The organism is Vibrio cyclitrophicus (assembly GCF_024347435.1).
Taxonomy (GTDB): Bacteria; Pseudomonadota; Gammaproteobacteria; order Enterobacterales; family Vibrionaceae; genus Vibrio; species Vibrio cyclitrophicus.
The window spans coordinates 1,781,109-1,806,728 of the sequence record NZ_AP025480.1 but is presented as its reverse complement, the minus strand read 5'-3'; the positions used below and the strand labels follow the sequence as shown (position 1 = coordinate 1,806,728).

Genomic DNA, 25,620 nt, shown 5'->3' with positions numbered 1-25,620 from the left:
TAAAGCCTCTTATTGTGATTTCTTTTACAAGCATAGTTTTTGTTGGCGTAAATTATATCGAAGAGGTCCCATATTGCGCAAAAACGTCATTCAAAGATCTTCTAAGCATTGTGATATTTATATCGCTTTGATTGATAAGAAATTTACAAAAGGTTGTTATAGTGAAGCGCGCTCGATGTTCTACGCGATTCAACAAACTAATGCGCTAATAACTAAGAGGCACTAATGACAGCATTACTTACCATTCCTACTCGAACATTAGGCTTTGATTATGACATTGAAATCAGTGACTGGTCTCAAAAGCTGGCCGGCTTTCATGTGTTTGAAGGTGGTAGGCGGCCACTTGATGGTGGCATTGGTTTAAGCTTAAATCTTGTCGAGCAATTTGATGTTGACGGTCGTTGGTTAAACTCATTGCCGGTTCGCTATCGTGAGATCACAGACGATTTCCCAGAGTACCAATATCAAATGCTGTGGTTGGCTGCGAATACCTATGAGGCTGGGCAATTATTGGAGTTGCGTCCGGTCATCTTGGCGTTGATTTGCATGAAATACAGCGTTGATAACCAAAAGGCGTTGGCGCTTAGCCGTTTAGGGCAAAAGAAGATCCTTGAGAAATTGGGCTTAGATAGCAGTAAGGCCACCCTCAAATTCATCGATAAATTAGAGCTTCACTACAATGTGGGTGATGAGCTTGACCATATAATGCGTATTCTTGAACCTCTGCAAAGACGCGTATTGAAGTTTAAGCATTATTCCAAAGTAGGCTACACAGCGTTGCGTTTGGATCAGGTTCATCCGTTTTTAACTGGCAGCCGATTAGGTATTGCTATGGTTAAAGAAGGCAGACTTAATGCACCATCGAAAATGGCGATGTTCCAAGATGCGATATTGCTAGGGCAAGATTTGGAGATAGGAGATCCGCTTCGTGCCATTACCAGTCAGAACTCTTTTGCGATGTTTGAACAACTTCACGACCGTTGGACGGAACAGCGTCAATTACGTCGCTTAGAAGGTAACCGACCAATGGATAAAGACATTCCTTATCCCGTTCCTTTGCTAGGGAACGACAATATTCATCCCCTCACTGATTATTACGATTTGGAACGCGAAGGCATTGAGCAGAAGCACTGTATTGGTGTCTATCACAACCGAATCATGAGCGATCGTTATGTGGTATTCCGCATGCTTAAACCCCAAAGACTAACTATAGGTTTGCGCCGTGTTCCGAGCAAAGCATTTCCGTTTGAAATTGACCAAATCTGCGGAAAAAGAAATGTACAACCATCGAAATCCGCACGGCAAGTGATTCACGACTGGTTAGAAGAAAGTAAACACAAGTACATGAAGTAAAGGGACCGCTTATATGTATCAACAAGGCGATCTATGCCCACATTGTGGTTTGATTATTGTGATGCCTACGGATCTACAAGGCGAATGCCTAGGGTGTGGGGAAGAGATAAATCAAGACCCAGCAGACGAATACGACGAAGAAGAGTAGCTTTACCTACACTTAGATTAAACAAGGCTAGGATGGCCAAATTACTCCCTTTCAAAGGACGGAAAAAATGCAGAAAGTAATATTTAGAAATTGTGATGAAAGCTCACCTTATTGGAGTGTGTTAGAAGGCTTATTTCAAAGTGAATGGTCTGATTTTAATTTTAAAGACACCTATAAAGAAAACATACAACTCCCTCCTGTTATAACAGCACTTCGCGATAATGTGGTCATTGGTGGCTTGGCGTACTCCCACTTTCAGGAACCTCATCAAGTGAATGATGTGGTTTGGATTAATGCGGTTTATGTTGATGAGAAATGGCGTGGTCAAGGTATTGCCAGTGAATTGATTAAGCGAGCACTCGCACAAATGCCAGACTATTATCAATCTCAACCCGAGACTGACTCAACTTCTAAGTTGTACGCCTACACTAATACTGCACCGTTATATCTTTCACTCGACTGGTCAATTGTTGATATAGAATCCGACCCCGCGCACCATGTAGTAAGCGTCTTATTTTAGAATCTTTATAGCACAGCAGCTACTTGTCATGTGAGTAGTAGCAAAAGGTTAAAAAGGCTTTGTGCGATTCTAAGTACCAGTATTCGCAGCTTATTTCCTTCAATGCGCTATTTCTCAGATTAACGCTTTCACTTATCCCAAACTCCATTGCATTTTGGGTTATTTGCTTCAATTTCGCATCTTTAAAATTCAAATCTCGCGTAGAGAACTTAACGAGTGCTTTGTATATCGACTCTTTAGCTGAAAAGAGCAGTGTGATGGCTTGCTCTTTGGTTAACCCTGCACTCATTGCTAAATCGACTTCTTGTCCCTCTACAATCATGCTTCCAATTTCGTTGCAAACATCACTCGAAATGATCTTTTGCACATCGATACCAAGATTCTCTCGATCTGAATGATAGGAGGGGGTAACTGCAACGCATGCCAAGCTTTCGCAGTGCGAAATGGATCCAATAGTGCCAACAGGGAATTGAGGGCTACGGTCGATGTTCGGCTCAAGAGTGCAATGTTCGAAGCCTAATTCCTCTAGCTTGCTCGCCACTAAATAGCGACCAACAAAATACTCAGCTTTTCTCTTGTTAATGGAGCGGATGATAGCTTCAGGGCAATAAATATTGGTTTGTTCAAACATACTGTCGCAAAAGCGCGTGTAGTCGAACTGTGTTAGCTGGATGTCGACACCGTCGCTTCGCGCCGTTGTATTGTTCACCCCTGTGTTGGCGTATCCAAAAGGCCATAGCGCTGTTTCAGTATCAAGGGCTAGTTCATTGCTCATAAAGCCAAAATTTCCAGGAAGCGGACGAAAGGGGTTGTTCATCATTGAGTTTACCATTTTGCAACACGGTGAATAATTGACTCTAAGCTTTATATTCTAAAGCTAAGCTTCTAACCCTTTAAATTATAGGGGAAAAGCTAGTATGGTATATAGTTTAATCTAAATGAAAATCGTTTGCATTTGAATTTTTGCAAGTGTATAAAAGCGTGTCTGTTAATGATTTTATGAATATGTTCATATTTCATTAATTTTTTAGTGAATGGTGTGTTTTAAGGTTGAAGATATGCTCGAAGCAAAAGGGCTCGGTTTTAGCGTCGGGGATAAACAGCTACTCAAGGCGTTCAATGTATCGTTTGAGCAAGGAAAAATTTACGCTTTGGTTGGGCACAATGGTTCGGGGAAATCGACGTTATTGAAGTTGTTGGCAAAGCAACAGAACGCCACATCTGGCGACATCATTCTAAAAGACAAATCGATCGCTAAGTGGTCGGATAAAGATTTCGCCAAGCAGATCGCATACTTACCACAACATTTACCAGCCACTGACAGCTTGTCTGGACAAGACTTAGTCAGCTTTGGTCGTTATCCATGGCATGGCTTATTAGGGCGCCTTTCGAGTAAAGACAAACAGTACGTTCAAGAGGCGATGCAACTAACTGATACGGCTAAGTACGCCGATCGTTTGGTTGACACTTTATCTGGTGGTGAACGCCAGCGTGTTTGGCTAGCTATGTTGTTAGCACAGCGAACCAAGTATCTATTACTTGATGAGCCATTGTCTGCACTCGATATCGGCCACCAGATTGAGATGCTGACCTTGATTAAACGCCTGAGTAGCACTTTGAATATTGGCGTGATCATCGTAATACACGACATCAACATGGCAGCACGTTTCTGCAACCATATCATTGCCTTACATAGTGGGGAGTTACTGATTGAAGGTGAGGTTGACGAGGTATTTAGAGAGCCGGTATTACAAGATATCTACGGCGTTCCGATGCACATTACCCAGCATGCAGCAGGCTACCCTGTCGCGATGCCAGGTGATTTGGAGCCAGCATGATGTGTCCGTTTAGCTCTCGTACATTCAACAATCACTGCTTATTAAGTTACGTCGGTCTGCGGAGATCAAGCCGCATTAAGACGGTGACACTTTTATCTATCTTGATGACGTTATCTCCCTTTTCAATGGCCGAGCAAGAATCGCTTAATGCCAATAATCACCATGCACCGCGGATGGTTTCGATTGATTGGACCCATACTGAAACGCTATTAGCGCTTGGTGTTACGCCTGTTGCTGTCGCGCAAATTCCAGACTATAACTCTTGGGTTAAATCGCCAGAAATCCCTCATGCTGTTGCTGATGTTGGGCTAAGAACCCAACCAAATCTTGAGCGTATTCATGAGCTCAAGCCAGACAAAATATTACTCTCTCCGATGTTTTCAACATTGGAGCCCCAACTAAGCAAAATCGCACCTGTTACCACTATTGGTTTGTACCGAAGTGGAGATGTGGATTGGTCAGCGCTAGAGCGAGTGACTCGTCTATTGGCCCAGGTCACTGAGGTCAGTCAACAAGCTGAGATCCTAATCGAAAAAGCCAATCGCGAAATGGACCGCTTGGCTTCCTCATTGCCACAAGACGTACCTGCGTTATTAATGGTTCAGTTCATGGATACCAACCACGTTCGCGTTTTTGGTGACAACAGTTTGTATAAAGCGTCGATAAATAAGATTGGCCTTCAAGCGGCTTGGAAAGGGCAGACTAATGGGTGGGGCTATAGCTTAGTTGGTGTCGATCAACTGATTGGTGTTGAAGGGCAGATTGTAATTATTTCTCCTATGCCAGCGGGCACAAAAGCGCACCTTAAAAAGAATCAGTTTTGGCAATATATAGTGAAAGAGTCGGGTTATCCGGCACTGCAGATTCCTGCGGTATGGAGCTTTGGGTCTATCCCTTCAGCCACTCGCTTTGCAAGGTTCATTGTTTCTGAGCTGAATGACGGGAAGGTGTTATGAGAGTTCTCTCGTTCGGAGTCTTGACTCTGTTGATGGTTTCTACATTGATGCTCATTGGGTTGCATTTATCCGTACCTCAGTTCGGGTTAGATCGAATATCGAGCCTGTGGGTGGCCGATTTTGCTTCACCTGAGTCGGTTAAGCTGCATTTGGCTTGGTGGCCTAGGTTATTTACCACTTTATTGTCAGGAGCAGCTCTGGCAGTTGCTGGTGTGTTGATGCAACAAGTGCTCAGAAACCCATTAGCTTCGCCATCGACCTTAGGTGTTGCAAGCGGTTCAAGCTTTGCGTTGATGCTCGCAACACTTTATGCCCCTTGGCTTTTAGAGTGGTCATACTCCTTCGTGGCACTTATCGGTGGCGTTGCGACCATTGGCTTGGTGTTTGCGCTATCGTGGCGACGTGCCTTGTCTCCAACTGTGGTGATTGTTTCTGGTTTAGTTGTAAATCTCTATTTTGGCGCAGTAAGCACAGTCCTTCTGATGATCAACCAGGACAAACTCAATGGTTTGATGATCTGGGGCGCAGGTTCCTTGGTCCAAACTGGGTGGGAGGATGTTCAATATCTTGCACCGCGTTTGGTTATCGCAACACTTATAGCGTTTCTGTTCGTAAAGCCTTTAAGTTTGCTCCAGTTATCAGAGCAGGGTGCTAAAAGCTTAGGTGTGTCACTGGCGAAGTTGAGAGTCGTCTGCTTAGGGCTGGCAGTATTGCTGACTGCTTGGGTTGTGAGCGCAGTTGGTGTGATTGGTTTTGTTGGCTTGGCGGCTCCGGCTTTGACACGTTTAATGGGCATTCACCGCTTAGTACCTAAGTTGCTGGTGTCGATGATGTTAGGCGGTTTGCTATTGAGCCTAACCGATCTCCTGATTCAACAACTGCCAGGCATTATGTCGATGTTTATTCCGACAGGGGCAGCGACAGCGGCTTTGGGCGCGCCGCTTCTGTTGTGGTTACTGCCGAAACTGTCGATGAAAAGCCAGTCACAAACACAAACAGTATTGACGCGTCATAATGAAATTGCTTCTCGCCTGAATAAAAGCTCTGTGTTGTTGGCGACAGTGTTGATTGTTCTTTCGCTCATCGTGTTCAGTCTGTTTTCAGTCCAGAGTGAAGGTTGGCGTTGGTTGTTTCAAACGCGCGATTGGGCATTGCTTGAGTGGCGTTTACCTCGATTAATGGCGGGTGCACTAGCTGGAGGAATGTTAGCGGTCGCAGGAACTATTGTTCAGCGTTTGAGTGGCAACCCAATGGCGAGCCCAGAAGTGATTGGTATAAGCTCTGGTACAGCTCTTGGTTTGATCATTGCCATTTTTTCCGGTCTAGGAAGTAGCGTTGTTGGTCTTTACACCGGTGGTTTTATTGGTGCGGCCTGTACGTTAGGCATCATAGTTGTACTCAATCAAAAGTCGGGCTTTCAACCTGAAAGAGTGTTGCTTACCGGCGTCGCGATAACGGCTCTGATGAATGCAGTACAAAGCTTCGTGTTGGCAGGGGGCGATCCGAGAAGCTATCAAGTGTTGGCGTGGTTAGCTGGCTCTACTTATTACGTGACTGAAGTAACGTTAATGCCATTGCTTTTGTCTTCGGTTGTATTTATTTCGCTCGGTTTTGTGTGCGCTCGTTGGTTAGATGTTTTACCACTAGGGCAGGCTAGTGCGCAGTCACTTGGCGTGAACGTGTCTCGATCTCGAATCCTATTGTTGGTGCTGGTGGCATGTTTAACCGTGAGTGCGACATTGGTGGTTGGCCCGTTGAGCTTCGTTGGTTTAATGGCACCGCACATGGCGAGATTGTTTGGTTATAGCCGTGCTAAAGAGCACCTCATTTGTTCATCGTTGATCGGTATGGCACTGATGTTGTTTTCTGATTGGCTCGGTAGACAATGGCTTTATCCGCAAGAAATCCCAGTAGGGCTGGTGGCTTCTATCATCGGTGGCATGTACCTGATGTGGGGCTTAAGAAGGCTTTAGCAGCGCCATTAGAGCCGTGTCGCAATAGGCTCTATGGTTCAGTGTTTGCATGATTCAACGTAAACGAGGTTATCTTTCAATGTTGTTGATAATGATAATCACAATAATAATTAATTAACTGGTGTGTATGAAATGGGATTGATCCTACTGCTAGCGGAAAAACAGAAAAAATCACTGTGTCTGGTGATCTTGTTGAGTATCGCGAGTGCATTTCTGAGCGTGGGCGTTATCGCGTTTATCCAACACAAACTACTGGAAAACAGTGGTGTGCTTTCTGATACCTTGATTCAGTTTTCGTTGTTGCTGATTGGCCTTTTAGTTACGGCGACCGTCGCACAAGTGGCACTCCATAAGCTTGGACACCAATTCGTGTACAACAAGCGGTGTGAGTTGGTTTCTCAACTGTTAAATACCGATATTGAGCAAGTGGAGAAGGTAGGGAGTGCCGGCGTCCTAGCTTCGCTTAACACCGATATTCGAAATATCACGATCGCATTTGTCCATTTGCCTGAATTGATTTATGGCTTGGTGCTTACCTTTGTTGCTCTAGCTTATTTAGCTTTCTTATCTATGCCCTTGTTTGGTATCAGCGTTTTAATGCTCTCTTTAACCGGTGTCATAGGTTACATGCTCGTTACGCGTATCACCAAACACGTTAAACAGGTCCGTGAGTACGACGATAACTTGTATCACGACTATCAGTCTTTGATTGATGGTCGAAAAGAGCTGTCGTTGAACCCGTTCAGAGCCAAACGTTATTTCGACGAAACCTTTTCGATTAATGCTGAAGGCTATCGAAAGGAAGTGACGCAGGCCGATATCTTAAATGGTTTTGCGGCAAACATGGCGAACACGGTAGTGCTAGCTTTGATTGGCTTAAATTTTTACCTCGCAATTGGGCTAGGTTGGGCGACAGTCGAAGTCGCGTCGACCTTCGCTTTAGTCGTGCTGTTTATGAGAACTCCATTAATGTCGGCGGTCGGTTCAATTCCAACGCTAATCACCGCAAATATTTCAATGCGAAAGCTGTCGTCTTTGGATTTGAGTCCTAATCGAACGCTCAATCCTAAATCTGCACAAACGAAAGTCTTTAAGTCGTTGTCGTTGGTCGAAGCGAGCTATCGATACCGTTCAGATTCAGATGGTGACTCATTCGGAGTCGGTCCAATTAACTTCAAAATCGAACGTGGCGAACACATCTTCGTTATTGGTGGCAATGGTAGTGGTAAATCAACTTTTGCTCGCTTGCTGACCGGTCTTTACCGACCCCATGCCGGGCAAGTGTATGTTGATGGCAATGAGGTAACACAGCAGCATTGGCAGGATTACAGACAGCAATTCTCTGCTGTGTTCAGTGATTTTCATCTGTTTCATCAAATTGTCGATGGAGAAGGTCAAGACATTGATAGCAAGGACATAGACGAGTGGATGGTTAGGTTAGAAATGGCTCATAAAGTCGACCACAAGCAGGGCACCTTGAGTGATGTTCGTTACTCACAAGGGCAACGAAAGCGCCTAGCACTCATGATGTCTGTTCTAGAGAAACGCGGCTGTATTTTGCTTGATGAGTGGGCCGCTGATCAGGACCCACGTTTTAGAAAGCTCTTTTATCGCCAGTTGCTGCCTCTATTAAAAGAACGTGGCGTAACGGTTATCGCCATTACTCATGATGATGCTTATTTTGATGCCGCAGACCGTATTTTCAAAATGGATAGCGGCATTCTTATTGAGTTGAGTAAAGGGAATTTGGCTCAAGCACACCAAGCACTAGAAAGTGTTGTGGCTTGAGTATTTAAGAACCGGTTTAGGTTCAGAAAACACAATAAATAAAGTTAGTTGAGGAAAACATGAGTATTGATAGCCCAAATACAGAATTCACCGTTGTTATTAACGCGCAAGAACAATACAGCATTTGGCCGACGTACCACTTAGTACCAAATGGTTGGACTGAAGTAGGCGTAAAGGGCAATAAAGAACACTGCCTTGAACATATCCGCGAAGTCTGGACCGATATGCGTCCGAAAAGTCTGCGTGACGCGATAGATGCTCTAGAAAACTAAACCCGTTTAACCTTTAGTCAGTACCTGTACTTTTCGCCTGTAGCGAGCGAATTGTGGATTTCTGCAACCAAATTTCATGTTTAGGTAATAAAATGTCAGTGGATGATGAACAAATTTTGGACTCCGTAAGCCCTTGGAGCCCGCTCTCATACTCTCAACAACGTTTGTGGTTATTTCAACAATTGCAACCAATGAGTTTGGCTTACAACCTGGGGGGCTTACTTTGGTTTGAAGGTGAAGAGGTTACCCTCGATAAGCTTCAGCACTCACTTAACGAAATGGTATCGGCGTTTCCTTCATTACGCAGCCAGTTTGCAGAAGTCGAAGGTAAGGCCGTTCAGCGTGTCCTGCCGCTTCGTCGTATTGAATTTGATACAGTCGATCTGCGCAATGACACCAACTCGATTAATATCATCAATCAAGATGCTCGTAGACGTTGGCAGCAGCCTTTCAATTTAATGGAAGGTCAGTTAGCACGATGCTGTATTTATCAAGTCACTGAACATCGTTTTGGCGTGCTACTTTCGACTCACCATATTGTGACTGATGCTTGGTCATTCCAGCTCACGATTAAGATGCTAGTTAACTCGGTGGCAGGCAAAGCGTATCAAACTAGAGAGGCTCAAAGTTACGTCGATTATGCCACAGAGCAAGTCAGTGAAGAAAAGTCAGAACGCTATTCAAAACAAAAGTCATTCTGGCAACAGCTTCAGTTCCTTAATGAAGAATCCGTTTCGATATCAAACCTAAACGCGCAATCGCAAGATACCTATGGGGCTAGACATGAGCTTGTTGAATTGCCAAGTGACATAGACGAATCAATAAAGCAGTTAGGTAAAGAATTAGGTGTAACCAAGTTTGAGATCTTTGCGTCTGCGATGATGCTCACGTTGCGCCAGTACTCGTCTAATGTGCATCCATCGATTTGTGTCCCTGCGTTAAACCGTAATGCAAAAAACCGTAGAACTGTCGGGTTTTATGTGAATAGTACGGTGATGGGTTATCGAATTGATGCAGAAATGACGCTGTCTCAGTTAGTCAGCCAAACACGTGACTCAATGAAAGCATCTCTCGCGTTTGAAAGTACACCGTTAGAAGCGCTCGTCGGCGATTTACCGTTACCCACAACGGCTCTGAATTTTAGAAACCACGGTGACAAACTATCAATTAACACCAATGGAGTGTCTGCACAATTTGAAGAGTTTCCAGTATTGGAAACCCCGTTTGAGTTAGTGTTGGATGTGATCAACAAGAGCAGTGCGCCACTTAGGTTTGTTTACGGGAAAGAGAAGTTCACTCGCCCTTTTATTACTAAATTTATCGAGAGCTTTAAGGTGAATCTTGAGGCTATCGTGCAGTCACCATATACAGCTGTGGCGTCAGTGAATGCGATTTCTAGCAAGGATATGCGTTTAATCGACCAGTATGGTTCGGGCGAGCATGAATGGCATTACCGACCGTTTACAGATTTGGTTACTGAACAGGCGAAGAGTAGTCCAGACAGCATCGCGTTGAAACACCAAGACGAATCGATGAGCTATTTAGAGTTGGAAACTCGCTCTAATCAGTTGGCTCACTCCATTTTGTCTAAGCGCGTAACGTCACAATCACCTATTGGTGTGATGATGGAACGTGGTGTCGATATGATCGTGTCGATGATTGCCGTGCTCAAATCAGGTTCGCCATTCTTACCACTAGACCCTGATTATCCAACAGAAAGATTGAGCTTCATGCTTGAAGATAGTGGGGCTGAACTGTTATTAACGCATCCTAAATCTCAAGACCGATGTTCTGACATTCTTGAATCTAGTGACGGTGTCACTCCGTTCTGTGTTGAGAGGGCAGCGCTTGCAGACTTTCCATCTGATAACTCTTTTACACAACCGTTGGCTGAAGAACTGGCCTACATAATCTATACCTCTGGTTCAACGGGAAAACCCAAAGGGGTCACCATTTCGCATGAAGGTTTGAGTATGCATGTTCAAACCATTGGCCAGCGATATGGAATGACGGCACAAGATATTGAATTACATTTCGCTTCAATCAGCTTTGATGGTGCCGTTGAGCGCTGGGCTGTTCCATTGGCATTCGGTTCACGCTTAGTTATTCGCGACCAAGAGTTGTGGACCGCAGAACAGACATGCGAAGCGTTACAGAAAGAAAAAATCACCATTGCTTGTTTTCCACCTAGCTACATTGGCCCATTGCTTGATTGGGTCGAACAAACCAAACCATCACTCTCTCTACGTTCTATCACCTTAGGCGGTGAAGCCTTTACTCGCGAGACTTTTGACCGTATTCAGGCAGTGTTGGCCCCCCCTAGAATCATTAATGGTTACGGGCCAACAGAAACGGTGATTACACCGATGATCTGGGAAGCGTATACCAATGACACTATGAATAGTGCTTATGCACCAATTGGAACTCGAGTTGGTGATAGGAAATTGTACGTATTGGATTCTGAGTTAAGTCCAGTACCTCTGGGTAGCAGCGGTGAGTTATATATAGGTTCTGAAGTCGGTTTAGCGCAAGGCTATTTGAGACAACCTAATCTAACCGCAGAGCGTTTTCTGCCTGATCCATTCTTAGCTAACGGCGAAAGAATGTACCGAACGGGTGACTTAGTTCGGTGGCGTGATGATGGCGTTATGGAGTATCTAGGTCGTGTCGATCAACAGGTTAAGATCCGTGGTTTCCGCGTTGAGCTAGGAGAAATTGAATCTCAGTTACAAACCCTGTCCGGCGCTGAATTCTGTTCTGTGGTCGCTCACGAATCGCAAACAGGTAAAAAACTTGTTGGTTATGTGCAGTTAAGGGACACATCATCACTCGATAATAAAAATATTCAAGAAACGCGTTGGCTAGATGAGTTAGCAAAGGCGCTTCCAGATTACATGGTACCTGTTTGCATTATTGTGCAAGATGAAATGCCACTGACGCCAGCCGGGAAAGTAGATAGAAAGCAGTTGCTTGCCCCTGACTGGTCAGAAAATCTGAGTAACCAAGGAACGCTTGAAACCAAACGTCAGCAAATACTTGCCACGGTATGGTGTGAATTGTTGAAGTTAGAGGGCGTTGGGGCTGATAGTCACTTTTTCGCTCTAGGTGGCGATTCGATTATGGCTCTTCAACTTGTAGGGAAGCTTCGCCAACAAGGTTTCATGCTATCGCCTAAACAAGTTTTCGATTTTCCAAAGCTTCAAGACATGGCGGAGCTCTTAGAAGAGAGTCAACGGGTTCTAGCCGATCAAAGTAAGCTACAAGGTCGTGTTGCATTGTTACCTATCCAGCAACGGTTTATTGAACAATTTGAGTTGAGTCGATGTAATCAATATATTCAGTTTACATGGCGTCACGCTCTTAATATTGAGCGTTTAAGTCATGCGTTAAACCAACTTGCTGATCATCATGATGCGCTTAGACTTAATTTCTCAAACTCGTTGAGCCATAACGCTTCGTTTGGAGTCACTGCTGAGTATCAAGAAGAGGCTCGGTTTGCGATTCACCCATTCGATGACGAAATAAACATCGAGCAGGTGCAATCAAGCATCGACCTTGAAAAGGCTATTACCGGCGCGGTTGGTATACGCAATTTGAAAGGCTCAACAGAAGGCAGTGAAGTTCTTATAGCGATTCATCACTTGGTGGTTGATGCGTTGTCATGGCCAATGATTATTGAAGACCTTAGTAAGCTTTATGAAGCGTTACCAGAAAACGATGAAGCTACCAATACGCTTTCACCAAAGACCCACAATCAAGGGAATTGGGTAAATAACTTAAATACTCTGCTAATAACCGAGCAACGACAAGCTTATTGGCTCGATCAAATGCAAGCACCTATCTATTCTACAGAGCGTGCTCTGCCGATCTCGACACAGTGGTTGACGCCACTGTCTAAAATAGAGTCGTTGACCAAAGCTGGGCAGAGCTTTGCCCGACTCACACAAGAACAAGTGGTCTTTATTGTCTGTGCGTTAACAGTCAGCACGCAGAACCAAGGTCAGGCGCTAACCATTCATCGTGAGTCTCATGGTCGTTTTACTGACAATATGGGCTTAGATCTAAGTCGTACCATCGGTTGGTACACCTCTCTTTATCCACAAGCTATACCAGAACTCGGAACGTTAATGGAGTGGGTCAAGTCTCTAAAAGATAGCTTCGATAGCGACCACGTAGGCGGTATCACTTTCCACGCGGGAGTGGCGCAAAACTTATGGCCAAATGTTGGCAATATGGATGTATTGTTCAACTACCTTGGCAATGCTACACAGCAAACAAATGGAAAAGTCGATATAACGGGCTCGGGGCTATGGCGAGATAAATCCAACGTTGCAGACGCTGCTGTTGTTATCAATGCTTCCGTTGTTAATGATCATTTGCAGTGGGATGTCGAGTTCGACAGTGGTTGCTTCAATGAAACTGAAATTGAGGTGTTACACGCGGCACTTAACAACTCTATTGAACGCTTACACGATCTGTTTATTGAAGTGGATCCTATCTTAACGAAAACCGATGCGCCTTTGGTGGAATTGACCCAATCTCAGTTGAATCAATTGTGTCAAGGGATAAAGCAACCAGAGTCGCTACCAAATACGATCCTACCATTATCTACCTTGCAGCAGGGGCTGTATTTCCACGCAAAACTCTCAGATAGTGACAGTACCTATGTAAACCAAATTACGTTGCCGTTAAATCACGTTGAACTGCCGAGAATGATTGAAGCTTGGCAAGGTGTAATGCAACGACATCAAATGTTGCGTTCGACATTGTTCTCGTTGGATGGCAACGCGTATTTAGCTGAATGGCAACAACTGGATCTGAGTTACGCTGTGTTAGATGTGCGTCTACGCAGCCAATTCGATATGGCTGAATATAAACAACAAATCATTGAACAAGGCTTCCAGCTTGAGCAGCGTTTAGAACGCTCGCAGGTCAACCCCTTATGGCGTGTTGACTTCGTGCAAACGGAAGATCATCAAATTCAATGCGTATTTACGATTCATCATATCTTAATGGATGGATGGAGCACTGGGGTGCTGCTCAGTGACCTGTTTGCTATTTATCAAAGACGCACGATTACACCGGTTAAAGGTCAGTTTTCAGATTACCTCGCTTGGGCGTGTCAACAAGATCACCAGCAGTCGAACGCATACTGGCAACGTTACTTGCAAAATATGGAATCTCCAACGCGTTTGGTGGAGTCTTTCGGCAGTTCGGATTCTCTGGAGTCTAAATATAATCGATTCAATGATGATTACTCACAAGAGACTGTCGGTGAATGGTTGCCAAAACTCAGCGCAGCGGGTGTGACGTTGAATACCTTGACGCAAGCGGCGTGGTTGCTGACATTACACCGATTCACGGGGCAACAGACACCTGTGTTTGGTAATACCGTAGCGGGGCGACCAACGGATCTAGCACACAGTGATTCTATGGTTGGTCTATTTATTAATACGCTGCCAATCGCACACCAAGTCGACCTTTCCAAATCAGTTTCGCAATGGCTGTTGGATATTCAAAACTCATCAAGTGAACAGCGTGAGTTCAGCTATTCATCTCTGTCTGATATCCAAGCGCAAACAGGTTGGACTGGCGATAACTTATTTGACACCTTGGTCGTATTTGAAAATTACCCACTGGACGAGGCGCTTCTTAAAAGTAATCGCGAAGGGGAACTGAGCATCGGGGAACCTGAAAGCTACGAGTTTACCCACTACCCACTGACGTTGGCGATTCTGCCGAGCGAATCACTTCGTATCGTTTTTGCCTACGATGAAAGCAAATTCTCTCAACAGCAAATTGAAACGCTGTGTGCGACAAATCGACATTACTTAAATAAGTTGGTTGAGCACCTATCGAAAGAGTTAGGTTCTATCCCTGTGTTAGCGAAAGGTCAGCTTAATGAATTGGCGAAGTTCGACCGTGTATCAGAACCTTGGACGTTTGAACCTTTTACCGATTTAGTTTCTAAGCAGATGTTATTGCGTCCTGATAATGTGGCATTGGTTTCTAATGTTGAGCATGAACTTGGTGTTCATAAAGCGTCGCTAACGTTTAAGCAGTTGGTTGAACAAAGTGATGCCGTCGCTGCTCGATTGATTAGCGAAGGTATAACACGTGACGATATCGTCGGCGTGTTATTTGAACGTGATTGCAACATGTTGGTTACGATGATGGGGGTAATGAAAGCAGGAGGGGCATTCTTACCTTTGGATCCGGCTTATCCGCAAGAGCGTCTTGAGTTCATGGTTAAAGATAGTCGAGCACGGATACTGGTGCACGATGCACTTAGCGGGGTCCTAGCAAATGAGATTTGTAATCAAGCCAAGGCTGTAAGCTTCAACGCGTTGGATCTCAACGCCAAGTTAATCGATAAGCCTGCGATTTTATCTGATCAGCTGGCGTATATGATTTACACATCTGGTTCTACAGGTAAGCCCAAAGGCGTGTGTGTATCACAGCAAGGTTTGAGCATGCATGTTCAGACTATTGGTCAACGTTACGGAATGACGCCTGACGACGTCGAGCTTCATTTTGCTTCGATCAGCTTTGATGGTGCGATAGAGCGCTGGACTGTGCCGTTGGCATTTGGTTCTCGCCTCGTGATTCGAGACCAATCGCTATGGAGTGCTCAACAAACGTGTGATGTATTGGCACGGGAGCGAGTGACCATCGCATGTTTCCCTCCGAGTTACGTGCTCCCATTGCTAGAGTGGATTGAAGGAACTCAACCAGAGTTATCGGTTCGTTCATGGACATTAGGAGGTGAAGCCTTTACTCGAGATACTTATTTCAAACTGCAACAAGTATTGAAACCGCAAAGAATAATCAATGGTTACGGCCCGACCGAAACCGTTGTAACGCCAATGATTTGGGAAGCGTATCTCGATACCGGCTTAGACAGTGCGTATGCCCCGATAGGTAAAACTGTCGGCTGTAGAACCTTGTATGTATTGGATAGCGCGCTGAATAGGTTACCAGCAGGCGTTGCGGGTGAACTCTATGTTGGCGAAGAGGTAGGGTTAGCGAGAGGTTACTTTGAGCGACCTGACCTAACTTCAGAGCGTTTCTTACCAGATCCATTCGCGAGTAACGGGGAGCGAATGTATCGAACTGGCGATGTTGTGAAATGGCGCTCAGATGGTGTGATGGAGTACCTCGGGCGTAGTGATGAACAAGTTAAGATTCGTGGCTTCCGTGTAGAGCTTGGTGAAATTGAATCTAGACTTCAGAAGTTAACTAACTCAGAACTGTGTGCGGTTGTCGCTTGTGATAGCCCGAGTGGCAAACAGCTTGTCGCGTATCTACAGAGTGATAGTTCACTATCAATGTCAGATATGCGAAGTGATCTAGCAAAAGATCTTCCAGAATACATGGTCCCAAGCCAATTCATAAAGTTAGATAAAATACCACTTACGCCTGCGAGTAAAGTTGATAAGAAACGTTTACCCGCTCCGGATTGGTTAGCAACTAATAAAAGTGACTACATCGAACCAGTTGGCAAGATAGAGCAAGCGTTAGCTAAGCAATGGTGTGCGCTGTTTGAAAAAGACCAAATAGGCAGAGAGGACGATTTCTTTGCTTTAGGTGGTCAATCACTATTAGCGACTCAGTTAGTTGGCAGATTAAAGCAGCAAGACAGCATCAGGTTATCGCTACAAGCGGTGTTCGATACGCCTGTACTCAAAGATCTTGCGTCTCAATGTATCTCTGAACTTTCTTCGTCGTCGGCTCATGGAACGCAAGACCTCGCTGTTTTCGCTCGAGCTCCTCGATTACCGAATATGCCTACGTCAGCGGTACAGCAGCGGCTATGGTTTGTTCAACAACTACTACCAACCAGTGCTGCTTATCACATGCCACTGGGCTTGAAGTTTACTGGGCGTGTTAACGTTGCGGTACTTAAACAAGCTATTAATACCTTGGTTTCTCGCCACGAAATATTGAGAACCAATTTTGCGCAGGTCGACGGAGAATTGATGCAACAGGTGCGTCCTGAGCGTTACATTGAACTTGGCATCCATGAAGCTGCTGTTAATGATCAAGATCGCTTGTCTCATTACAAAGATTTAATAGCCAAACCGTTCAACTTCGCTGATGGGGCGCTTATTCGATTTGATTGGATGCCGCAAACTTCTGACCTCGATGAGTTTTGTAAGCTAGGCGAGCAAGACGAGAAGGCTGAATTGCTTATTGTAGTGCACCATATTATCTCTGATGGTATCTCTATGCAGTTGCTCCTAAAGGAGTTGTCGGGCTGTTATCAATCGCTAGTTGATCCAACTTATAAAGGAAGCGAAACGCCAAGCGAGCTCCAATATATCGATTACGCACAGTGGCAAAAACAGTGGCTTGAATCAGAAGATGCAAGTAGGCAAAAAGGCTGGTGGTTAGATGCGTTGAAATACGATATTGAACCATTAGTGCTACACAGCGATGTACCAAGAGAGCAAACCGAAACGAGCGGCAACCGTCTTCATTTTGAACTGTCTTGCGAGCAGATTGCGAGTATCAGCCAACTGGCAAAATCGCACAGCACTACGCCATTCAATGTGATGCTGACATTGTGGCATTTGTTGATGCACAAGTATTCTGGCCAAGAGCAAATACGCGTCGGTGTGCCAGTCGCAGGGCGGACTCAAGCAGAAACACAAGTGATGCAGGGTTGTTTTATCAATAGCTTGGTGATCCCCGCACAATTTAGCGAATCACAAACGTTTTCTGATTTGCTAATGCAAGTGAAGTCCTTCAGCGAAAAAGCATTGGAAAGACAAGACTTCCCATTTGAAATGTTGGTCGAGTCATTGGGTATCAAAGGTAATTTACAGTATCACCCCGTGTTCCAAACCAGTTTCAACTTCCAACGTTTTGATGAGAACGCGATTTTCGATTGGAATGATATTGATGTCGAGCCCTTTGACCCCGGCGTAGTGAATGCTCAGCTCGAAATTGGGTTAGATATTCAGCAAATGTCGGAACATAAATGGCTTGGATTCATAAGCTATGCCTCACCTATATTTACCACAGACTTTGCTCAGGCACTTCTTGATCATTGGCAACTTCTTCTCGAGAAGGTTTCGCGAGATAATCGTTGCTCAATCAACCAGCTTCACTTAACAGACAACACCGCGAAGCAACAATGCATTGCGTTTAACAACACTGAACTTGAGTGGGGCAGTTTAGTGACGCCGTCACAAAGAATTCAACAACAAGCTCAGACTGCACCTGACTCGATAGCGCTATCAATGCAAGATCAGGCCCTGACTTATCAAGAGTTTGACCTGCGTGTAAATCAAATGGCGAATTGGCTACGTGGAAAAGGAGTGAACTCTGAAACACGTGTCGGTTTAGGTCTTGAACGTTCATTCGATTTAGTGATTGGATTGCATGCTATCACTCGTGCTGGTGGCGCATACGTGCCATTAGATCCGAGTTATCCAGAGGATCGACTGCAGTATATTTTGCGATCAGCTAATATCGACTTGTTATTGACTGACTCCAATTCAATGCACTTGTGGCCAGAGACTGAGGGTTGTGAGTATATTGATTTGACTAAGCTTGATGTGTCCAACCAACCATTCCAAGCACCTCACGTCGATTGGCAGCCTGATCAGGCGTTGTATGTGATATTTACTTCTGGATCTACAGGTTTGCCGAAAGGCGTGGTGAATACTCAAGTTGCGTTGCAAAACCGTTTGAATTGGATGCAACAAGAATATGCGCTGAACGAGTCCGATTGTGTACTCCAGAAAACGCCTTTTAGTTTTGATGTCTCGGTATGGGAGTTCTTCTGGCCATTAATGACAGGAGCTCGCCTTGCTATTGCTCCTCCTGAAGCACACCGCCAGCCTCGTCTACTTTCTGAGGTTCTCCAAAAAGAGAAAGTGACAACCATTCACTTTGTTCCTTCGATGCTGAATGCCTTTTCAATAGAAACGACGATATCTGAATGTACTTCGCTAAGACGCATTATCTGTAGTGGTGAGGCGCTTCCTGCGGATCTTGTAGAACAAGTACTGAGTCATGCGCCTGTTGAGCTACATAACCTTTACGGGCCAACAGAGGCTGCGATCGACGTAACGTACTGGCCTTGTGAATTACCTGTATCGAAGCGAATCCCTATCGGCTATGCAATCAGCAATACGCAACTACATGTTCTGGATGATAACTGGAACCCAGTGCCTGTTGGTGTGCCTGGCGAGTTGTATTTAGCTGGTGTCGGTTTAGCGCGTGAGTATTTGTCACGACCTGACCTGACTGCAGACCGTTTCGTGCCTAACCCGTTCGGAGGTCCGGGCTCTCGCATGTATCGGACGGGCGACCAAGTCGTTCAATATGCAGACGGACGTTTAGAGTATCTCGGTCGCTTGGATAACCAAGTGAAAATCCGTGGCTTGAGGATTGAACTAGAAGAAATTGAGAATGTGATTAACCAGCTCGATTGGGTTGAAGAGTCGGCGGTTGTTGCGTTTAAACATCAAATGGGTGACCAACTCATTGGTTATGTCGTCGACCCTATGTGGAATGAGCTCAAGCAAGACAACGAACTCAAGTTAGAAATAGTAAAACAACATCTGTCGGAACAACTGCCCGATTATATGGTGCCAACTATATTGCTAGGTTTGAGTGAAATGCCGCTTTCTCCAAACGGTAAACGAGACAGAAAGGCACTGCCTGCGCCTGAGTGGCAATCAATTGAGTATCGCGCTCCGGAAACGGAGTTGGAACGTTGGTTCGCTGCAAATTGGGCCGAAGTTTTAGAAATATCCCAAGTAGGCTTGGACGACAACTTCTTTGCCTTAGGTGGCCACTCTTTATTGGCGACTCGCGTAGTCGCAAAAGCGCACCAAGAGTTGGGGCTAGAAGTGGCTCTAAAAGATTTTTTCGAAGCCAAGAGCCTACAAGCTTTATCAGACAGCTTACAAGCTCAATATCAAACACAAAACCAACATGAACAAGACGAATTCGATGCCATGGCAGCATTGATGGACGAATTGGAGCTGCTATGAGTGATTTAAACGAGTTAAACCAACCAACATCTGCAGTCCAAGCAGAGGCGACTGCGAAATCGAATGTTGTTAGCAAGAAGAACGATACCGAGAAACAAAGTGCGAACAGTGCAGGAAAAATTGATAAGCATGCGTTAGCAAAACGGTTTCTTCAATTAGGTAAGCCGGAGCAGGTCAAGTTCATCGAGCTACTGAGTAATAAAGGATTAGATTTTGAAAAGCTACCGATTGTGTCCGTCGGTGCTGAACAGAAAGTGGGGCTCTCTCCAGCGCAGCAGCGACTGTGGGATATTTATTGTTTAGATAAAGGAAACAGTGCCTACCATATGTCAGGTACGTTCGATGTTAAAGGCAAGTTAGACACAACACAGCTAGGTAACCTAGTAAATAAAGTATTGGATCGGCATGAGGTATTAAGAACGCGTTTTGTTCATGAGTCCGACAGTGCCGTAGTTCAGTTTGTCGACCGATCGGCAGTCATGTTTCCGGTGATTGTAGATGCTCAAGGTTGGAGTCAACAGCAAATTCAAGATACACAGCGAGATTTTATAGGAAACGCATTTGATCTCGAAACTGAACTGCCGATTCGGATGCTATGCTTGAAGCTCAACAATGGTTCATGGAAGTTGCAGCTCGTAATGCATCATATCGTATCAGATGGATGGTCGATTGGCGTGTTCGTGAGTGAGCTTGTTTCACTCTATCAGCAAGGTGATTTGCCGAAATTACCGATTCAGTATCGTGATTACTCCCAGTGGCAAACGGCTTTGCTTGACGCTGGTAAAGGTGCTCACCACATTGATTATTGGAAGCGAGAACTAAAAGATTCTAACTCGGAGCTATTATTCCCTTGGTGTTGCGAAATCGCACCAAATCAAAGGCGTGCTGCCGATTCGATCAGCTATGAGCTGAGTAAAACTCAATCTAACAAGATCAACCAAGTGGCTCGCCAATTATCGGTAACGAATTCGAGTTTGTGGTTAGGCGTTTGGCAAGCGGCTTTAGCCACGGTGACACATCGCTCTGACATATCAGTCGGCGTCCCTATGGCAAATAGAACCCGACACGAAGTGTCGAACCTGATTGGCTTCTTTGTTAATACCATGGTGATTCAACAAACTATTTCACCTAAATGTTCGATCGCGAAAGCAATTGCAGGTGCTCATGACAAAGTACTCGAAGCACAAGAACATCAACTGCTGCCATTTGATCAGCTTGTCACGGCATTGTCCGATGAGCATAAGTTGATAGAAAGAAAGGCTGGGCAGACGCCGTTGTTTCAAGTGTTGTTTAATCATCAAAACACTTTGTCTGGGGATATCCACTTAGATAACGAACTGATTTTGTCTGCTCAAGACCAAAAGGGAGAGTTCGCACTATTCGACGTTGCATTAGATGTACGTGAAAGCCAGAGCAAAACACGTGTCGTATTAACTTATTCGAAAGACCGAATAGACGAAGACAAGATGGCCGAATTGAATGCAGTTCTTGAAAACCTAATACGAGACTTAGACGTTAATTTAGGTTGTAGCCTGGCTCAGATGAAGCATTTATCACCGCATGATGAAGCTGTCCTTGAAAATCTATCGCAACCAGAAGGCAATTGGCATTTTCAGTCAATTATCGAGTTACTGGAAAATCAAGCACGAGTAAGGCCCGATGCGATTGCCTTAAAGCATCATGATCAACAGCTTACTTTTGCAGGGTTAGCGCATTCATCATCCGATCTTGCATCCAAACTCAAAGCTCAAGGTGTAAGACGTGACCAAGCGGTTGGTGTGCTCTTTGAGAGAGGGGTACAGATGATCGTCGCAATGGTAGCGGTCATGAAAGCGGGTGGGGCGTTCTTGCCGTTAGATCCTGATTATCCAACCGAGCGCTTGGCTTACATGATACAGGACTCTCAAGCTCGCTTTGTGGTTACACAGCATAGGTTGGGATCTCGTTGGCATAGCATTCAATCAACATTTAAGGCTTCATTATCACAACCGAATCCTCTGTTTTATGGGGTAGGGGAGAGTGTTGATGAGTGTGAGCTACGATCTTCAAACGGAGAGTTGTTGCTTGTGAGATCAAAAAAGCAACAACGTGAAGAGGAACAAACAACAGCAGCAAAACTTCATCCTGAACAATTGGCCTATATTATCTATACATCGGGTTCGACAGGGAAACCAAAAGGAGTCGCGGTTAATCATGTTGGATTATCGATGCATGTTCAAACCATTGGTCATCAGTATGGCATGACGCCAGAGGACATAGAGCTGCATTTCGCTTCGATTAGCTTTGATGGCGCCGTTGAACGTTGGGCGGTACCTTTGGCATTTGGCAGTAAGTTGGTTATTCGAGATCAGGAATTATGGAGCGCTGAACAAACTTGCGATGTGCTCAGCAAAGAAAAAGTCACGATTGCGTGCTTCCCGCCGAGCTATGTTGGCCCATTATTGGATTGGATTGATTATCAAAAGCCTCCCCTCAGTGTCAGATCTTGGACACTAGGAGGTGAAGCATTTACCGCAGAAACCTATCAGCGTTTGCAAAAGTTTGTTAACCCGCCACGCATAATTAATGGTTATGGACCGACAGAAACCGTTGTTACCCCAATGATTTGGCGAGCATATCCACAAGATAAATTAACCAGTGCGTACGCTCCGATTGGGCAACCTGTCGGTGAGCGTCGCTTGTACGTCTTAGATGCTCAATTGAATAAAGTCGCGTTTGGCAAAGTCGGCGAATTGTACATTGGCGCCGAGGTCGGGTTGGCTAGAGGCTATCTCGATCAACCAGACCTAACGTCCGAACGTTTTCTACCAGACCCGTTTCGCGAACATGTAGGTGAGCGAATGTATCGTACAGGGGACTTGGTGCGGTGGAACGATGATGGAGTGATGGAATACATAGGTCGGGTAGATCAGCAGATCAAGATTCGAGGCTTTCGTGTCGAGTTGGGAGAAATAGAAAGTCGACTTCAATCTATATCAAAAGTTGAACACTGTGTCGTCGCCCTTCAAGAGGTTGGGGCACAGAAGCAATTGTTTGGTTACCTCCAAAGCAGTGAGCCTGAACGATTCGATCTTGATGACATTCTCGACCAATTATCCACAGTGCTGCCAGATTACATGGTACCAAGCCAATTATTAGTATTGGAAAAGCTTCCGCTCACCCCTGCAGGAAAAGTTGATAGAGCGTCTCTCCCTTTTCTTGGAAGTAAATTCGAATCTGAAGCAACGTTTGTTACACCTGAAACGGAACAAGAAGCCTTGTTGGTGGACACATGGCAGCAACTTCTTGGTGCTGAGCAGGTGAGTTGCTCCGATAACTTTTTCGCATTGGGCGGTGATTCCATCCTTTGTTTGCAAATGGTCAGCAAAGTCCGTGTTACGGGTTACAACTTAACACCACAACAAGTGTTTGAAGCCAAGACATTACGTGATTTGGCGAGTGTGCTTAGCATTCATAAAACAGCCAAAGAGCGTGAGCTTAGTGATTTACCTTTTGAATTAATGCCGATACAGGCGCATTTCTTTGCCCAAGAGTTTCCAGAGCCAAATCATTGGAACCAACATATTTGCGTTGAGCTTAAACAAGATATGGAAATTGGTTACTTAGAGTCGGCTATTCAAGCCTTGGTGAAACAGCATCCAAGCCTCAGGCTGTCATTCAGCCAGGAATCAGGTAAATGGAAGCAGCAATTTCAACTTTACCAAAAACGTCAATATCTTTGGGTCAGTAACGTCGATTCTGAACAGGCTTTTTCAGCGTTCACGCAAGAAATCCAACAAAGCATGGATATTAGTTCTGGACGCTTGATTCAAGCGGGCATTGCCAAATTTTCCGACGCGCCTAACCGCTTGATGATCGCAATCCACCACCTGGCTGTAGATGGTGTGTCTTGGAGAATTCTATTAGATGATCTATGGAAAGCTTATCAGCAGTTAGTCGCGGGCCAAGATATAGATTTGATGCCGAACTCAAGTTCGTTAGATGAAGCGGTCAATGCTGTTGAGAGGTGGTCATCGAGCGAAAAAGGTAAATTGATGCGGGAGGCTTGGCATTTTTTGTCGGAAATAACCGACGACTTGGGGAGTACTGAACTAGGCCTCAAGTTGCCTCTTTACCGAGATAAGCAAAGTCAAAAAACCGAGTTATCTAATGATCTCACTCAAGCATTATTGCGAATCTCAGGCTCGGAGTTGGGTGCTAATATCCAAAGCGCTTTGATAACTGCGCTTGTATCAGCCTTAGCAAGTGAAGAGCATCCGAATGTACCTATCTATCTTGAGGGGCATGGACGCGAACCATCTGTTTTTGCAAATACCGACCTATCGCGAATGGTTGGGTGGACGACTAGCTTGTATCCAATTATTGGGCAATATCATCCAGACATTATTAGTATGGTTGATAAAACACATGATGCTCTCGAACGTATTAAGGAAGATGGTGGTATTGGTTACGGACTGAGGTACCTAGAACAACGAGAACAAGGAACACTGGAGGAGCAAAGCATGGTCGCTACCTTTAACTATCTTGGTCAGTATTCTAGTCACGGATTCGCGCAGTGGTGTTCACCGATAGAAGAAGGTAGCTCACCTCAATCCGAATTAAACCAGATGTTGACCCCACTTGTTGTCAACGCCCAAATTGTATCAGGCAAGTTGAGCCTTGCGTGGGAGTATGCGACTACGCATTACTCGCACCAAAAGATAGAAGAAATCGCTACACGATATGTAGAGTGTTTAACTGAGTTTGTGTCTGTGATGCGAATCGTTAAAGAGAAACCAACGGTCAAGCCGGACAAACGACTTATCGAAAAACTTAACACTACATCTAATGAGCATGAGCCCGTTTTTTGTATTCATCCGGTTACTGGGCGTGTTACTGGTTATCAACGCTTGGCGCAATCATTGGAAGGGAAGCGATCAGTTTATGGGATAAAGTCGAAGAGCTTTGTTTTAGATAATGCTTTTGATACCTCACTAACCGATATGGCAGACACCTATTTTCAAACAATCAAGCAGTTACAACCACGTGGTCCATATCGCTTAGTTGGTTGGTCACTCGGTGGTGCACTTACTCAAGAAATCGCGAGCCGCCTCGAGAAAAATGGAGACGAAATTAGGTTTGCCGGCTTGCTAGATTGTTATGTCCCAGGTACAGAAATAGCGAGTGATCAGTGGGATTCCTCATCATCAAAAGCGAAATTATTAGAGCATATTTCCTTGTTGCTAGGGACGGTTACCGTACAGCAAGGGGCACGATGTATAGACTTACTCGATTCAGTATCTCCACCAATGTGGCCAGAGGTATTTAATACATGGCTAGCGGAAAATCACTTTGATCCACATATGGCAGATAACGCGAAACAAATGCTCTACAGCTGGTCTGTAGAACAACATATGCGTTCTTTATGCCGTGGATATCAATTACCAAGCATAAAAACCAAGTTGCATTGTTGGTGGGCAGGGCAACCAAATGGTCGCTCCGACCTGTTATCCAAAGGGTTGAATAAGCTCAACGCGCAGAGATATTCCGTCACTGTGGACACGGATCATTTAGGTATTGTTCAGAACAACACAGTAATCAAAGACTTATACAGACATTTGTATTGTGAATAATTTTATAAATATCCATTACTAAGATGTTTTATTTTGAAAATTACGTGGTACACTTCGCCTTATAATTAATCGCAATGATAACTATTATCGTTATTGTTTGTGTTTTTATTGCAATTGGTTCATAGCCGTATTGAAGGAGAAATATATGAAT

General features: G+C 44.8%; 11 protein-coding genes. 10 read left to right on the top strand and 1 reads right to left on the bottom strand.

Annotation, left to right across the window (positions count from 1 at the left end; genetic code table 11):
• The first annotated feature begins 225 nt into the window (after positions 1-225).
• The 3 genes from OCW38_RS07835 (at position 226) to OCW38_RS07825 (ending at position 2,021) form a co-directional block, all read left to right on the top strand.
• The gene (locus OCW38_RS07835; protein WP_010441132.1) at positions 226-1,353 is read left to right on the top strand and encodes a PcfJ domain-containing protein; all 1,128 of its coding nucleotides are present in this window, start codon (positions 226-228) and stop codon (positions 1,351-1,353) included.
• A gap of 13 nt (positions 1,354-1,366) precedes the next feature.
• Positions 1,367-1,501, top strand: a complete 135-nt coding sequence (locus OCW38_RS07830; protein ID WP_016784477.1) for a hypothetical protein — start codon at positions 1,367-1,369, stop codon at positions 1,499-1,501.
• Positions 1,502-1,568: 67 nt separating this feature from the next.
• A complete protein-coding gene (locus tag OCW38_RS07825; protein ID WP_016769236.1) occupies positions 1,569-2,021 on the top strand; it encodes a GNAT family N-acetyltransferase in 453 nt (150 codons plus the stop codon).
• Between the two features lie 19 nt (positions 2,022-2,040).
• Here the strand turns inward: OCW38_RS07825 and OCW38_RS07820 are convergent, their stop codons facing one another.
• On the bottom strand, positions 2,041-2,841 hold the full coding sequence (locus tag OCW38_RS07820; protein ID WP_102370773.1) for a 4'-phosphopantetheinyl transferase family protein: 801 nt from the start codon (positions 2,839-2,841) through the stop codon (positions 2,041-2,043).
• Positions 2,842-3,079: 238 nt separating this feature from the next.
• Between OCW38_RS07820 and OCW38_RS07815 the strand changes: the two genes are divergently transcribed.
• From OCW38_RS07815 to OCW38_RS07785, 7 genes are all read left to right on the top strand, one after another.
• Entirely contained in the window at positions 3,080-3,859 is a 780-nt protein-coding gene (locus tag OCW38_RS07815) for an ABC transporter ATP-binding protein (RefSeq protein WP_065101247.1), read from the top strand.
• Positions 3,856-4,815: an ABC transporter substrate-binding protein gene (locus OCW38_RS07810; protein ID WP_016769239.1), complete on the top strand. Its 960-nt coding sequence runs from the start codon at positions 3,856-3,858 to the stop codon at positions 4,813-4,815. Before OCW38_RS07815 ends, OCW38_RS07810 begins: the two co-directional genes overlap by 4 nt.
• Positions 4,812-6,788 (top strand): Fe(3+)-hydroxamate ABC transporter permease FhuB, encoded by a 1,977-nt coding sequence (fhuB, locus tag OCW38_RS07805; RefSeq protein WP_261893595.1) that lies wholly within the window; start codon positions 4,812-4,814, stop codon positions 6,786-6,788. The genes OCW38_RS07810 and fhuB overlap by 4 nt, the downstream gene beginning before the upstream one ends.
• A gap of 132 nt (positions 6,789-6,920) precedes the next feature.
• Entirely contained in the window at positions 6,921-8,576 is a 1,656-nt protein-coding gene (locus OCW38_RS07800) for a multidrug ABC transporter permease/ATP-binding protein (protein WP_261893593.1), read from the top strand.
• Positions 8,577-8,635: 59 nt separating this feature from the next.
• Positions 8,636-8,848 (top strand): MbtH family protein, encoded by a 213-nt coding sequence (locus OCW38_RS07795; RefSeq protein WP_010441117.1) that lies wholly within the window; start codon positions 8,636-8,638, stop codon positions 8,846-8,848.
• A 92-nt stretch (positions 8,849-8,940) separates the two neighbouring features.
• Positions 8,941-19,857, top strand: coding sequence for a non-ribosomal peptide synthetase (locus OCW38_RS07790; RefSeq protein ID WP_261893591.1), 10,917 nt, complete (start codon positions 8,941-8,943; stop codon positions 19,855-19,857).
• Positions 19,854-25,469 carry a non-ribosomal peptide synthetase gene (locus OCW38_RS07785; protein ID WP_261893589.1) on the top strand — a complete coding sequence of 1,872 codons (5,616 nt, stop codon included), beginning with the start codon at positions 19,854-19,856 and terminating at the stop codon, positions 25,467-25,469. Before OCW38_RS07790 ends, OCW38_RS07785 begins: the two co-directional genes overlap by 4 nt.
• Positions 25,470-25,620 lie beyond the last annotated feature (151 nt).